Raw genomic sequence first — 2,014 nt, forward strand, 5'->3', positions numbered from 1 at the left:
CCCTGGCTCAGATGGTCCGCCCGGATCATGTTGCCGTAGTTGTCCTCGTGGCAGTTCGCGCAGGACAGCTCAAGCTGGCCCGTGCGGGTGTAATAGAGCGCCTTGCCCTGCTCCCACGTCGATTGTGCCGGACCGTCGATGGCCACATTCACCGGCATGCCCCGCGACACCGACGAGATCAGCGCGGTCATATTCACCATGTCGCCGCCGGTGTACTTCCACTTCTCCGCGCCCATCTGGTTCTCGCGGCAATCGTTGATCTGCATCTCAAGCGTGCGCACCTCGCCCGCGGCCGCATTCCACTTCGGATAGACAGGACGCACACCGGCCATGCTCTCGGGACCCTCATGGCAGCTCGCACAGGACTTGCCTTCCGTGCCATCCGCCGTGTTCCAGACCTCTTCGGCCTGCTCCACAAAGATCATGCCGGGGTTGTCAAAGTCATCCGCCTGCATCGCCCGGGTTTCCACCCCGCGGAACAGCCAGCCCGACATCACCTCGTCCACCGCGCCGTCCAGATGCGCCGGCGCCGACGTCCGCGTCACCATCTGCGTCTCTTCATTCAGCACCAGCGTATCATCCGCCGGCTCCGCAAAGGCTGTGCCCGTACTCAGGCCAAAGGCCGCGGCCACCCCAAGTGCTTGCTTCAATCGTATCATGCTGTCCCTCCCTGCGCCGGATTTACCCGATCGCGATCTTCTTCGCCGTCTCGTAAACCGAGCCGTCGTCGTCATACCACGTGAACTTGAACTCACCCGCCTCGGGCACCGTCGCCTCAAACTCAAAAAACGGGTTCGTCGAGATCGCCGGCTCCAGCGTCACATCGATCACGTTCTCGCCGTTAAAGTCGCAGGTAAACCGGTTGATGATCGACCGCGGGATCGGATTGCCATCGTCATCCTTGCGCTGGCCGCTCTCCATCTTGTGACTGATAAGCGTCTTCAGCGTCACCGCATCGCCAGCCGCCGCCGTCTTGGGCACCTTCACGCGGGGTTTTACACCTTTTGCCATTGTCTGTTCTCCTTATCCCTTAGCCGCCGCAGCCGCCGATTGTCACTTTCACCGTGCTGGTTGCCTTCGCAAAACTGCCATCCGCCATCCGCGCAATCGCAACAACATCCTGCGTTCCCGCCAGACGGATCCGCGTCGACGCCGCCTGAGACGCCGCCAGAGGACCAAAGTTGAACGTCGCAACATTCGGGGTCGGATTGCCAAGCGCAAGCACCATGACCGCCGCAGCACCCGGCGCCGAGACCTCAATCGGTACCGTGTTGCCATTCTCCGCAATCTCGGGCGCCGTCAGCGTCACACCGCTGTCCGCCATCTCCGCACCCCCCGTAAAGGCCGTGATCGCCTCAATGTCTTCCGTCGTCGCCCGCAGCGGCAGACCAAAGACCGCCAAGGCCCCCGCCCCCATGAACATTGCATTCCGTCTTGTGACTTCCATCTGTCAAATCTCCTTGCGCCAGCACCCGCATCCTTCGGGCAGCGTGCTTGTGTGATTAGTCTTTCAGCGTGGACAGGTACGCGACCACATCCTCAATCTGCTGCGCCGTCAGCAAAGGGCCAAAGGTCTCAGGATCCTTCGCCTTGCCCGTGTAGGCATTGCCCGGACGGATAAATCCCTCCGTCTTGTAAAACGACGGCATCATGCTGTCCTCGAACATGATCTTCGCATTCGCCACAATCCCCCGAAGCTCCGCCTCAGACCACCGGTCGCCCGCGCCATCCAGCATCGGCCCGATCTCGCCGTGAAACGGCACATCCTCAAGATCCGTCACCGCGTGGCACGCCACGCAATTGCCAAGGCTCTTGTTGGCCACAATCTCGCGGCCCGCAACAGGATCACCCGCAACACCAGACAAAGACTGCGCAATCGCACCGTCCTCAAACGAAACCTCCGTCGGAGAAACCTCTCCACCATGCGCCCCAAAAACAGACGCAAACACAAACGATCCCGCAATCACAAAATGACGCATGACGCCTCCCAACACTCCATGTTCCCTAACGCATA

The 2,014-nt window shown here is 61.0% G+C and carries 4 protein-coding genes; all 4 read right to left on the reverse strand.

From position 1 onward, the window contains the following. A partial coding sequence (gene soxA, locus G0Q06_RS14145; protein ID WP_163967414.1) for a sulfur oxidation c-type cytochrome SoxA occupies positions 1–659 on the reverse strand: 659 nt, incomplete at its 3' end. A gap of 22 nt (positions 660–681) precedes the next feature. Further along, positions 682–1,011 carry a thiosulfate oxidation carrier complex protein SoxZ gene (gene soxZ / locus G0Q06_RS14150; protein WP_163967416.1) on the reverse strand — a complete coding sequence of 110 codons (330 nt, stop codon included), beginning with the start codon at positions 1,009–1,011 and terminating at the stop codon, positions 682–684. Positions 1,012–1,030: 19 nt separating this feature from the next. Further along, complete coding sequence (gene soxY / locus G0Q06_RS14155; RefSeq protein WP_163967418.1) at positions 1,031–1,447, reverse strand: thiosulfate oxidation carrier protein SoxY; 417 nt, start codon at positions 1,445–1,447, stop codon at positions 1,031–1,033. 55 nt (positions 1,448–1,502) lie between these two features. Continuing rightward, positions 1,503–1,979, reverse strand: coding sequence for a sulfur oxidation c-type cytochrome SoxX (soxX, locus tag G0Q06_RS14160; protein WP_163967420.1), 477 nt, complete (start codon positions 1,977–1,979; stop codon positions 1,503–1,505). Positions 1,980–2,014: the final 35 nt, after the last annotated feature.

Origin of the sequence: Oceanipulchritudo coccoides (assembly GCF_010500615.1) — a bacterium.
GTDB lineage: Bacteria > Verrucomicrobiota > Verrucomicrobiia > Opitutales > Oceanipulchritudinaceae > Oceanipulchritudo > Oceanipulchritudo coccoides.

What these genes read in the sequence shown, in the direction of transcription:
- soxZ (WP_163967416.1), bottom strand. Translation starts at nt 1,011, where the DNA reads ATGGCAAAAGGTGTAAAACCCCGCGTGAAGGTGCCCAAGACGGCGGCG.
- soxY (WP_163967418.1), bottom strand. Translation starts at nt 1,447, where the DNA reads ATGGAAGTCACAAGACGGAATGCAATGTTCATGGGGGCGGGGGCCTTG.
- soxX (WP_163967420.1), bottom strand. Translation starts at nt 1,979, where the DNA reads ATGCGTCATTTTGTGATTGCGGGATCGTTTGTGTTTGCGTCTGTTTTT.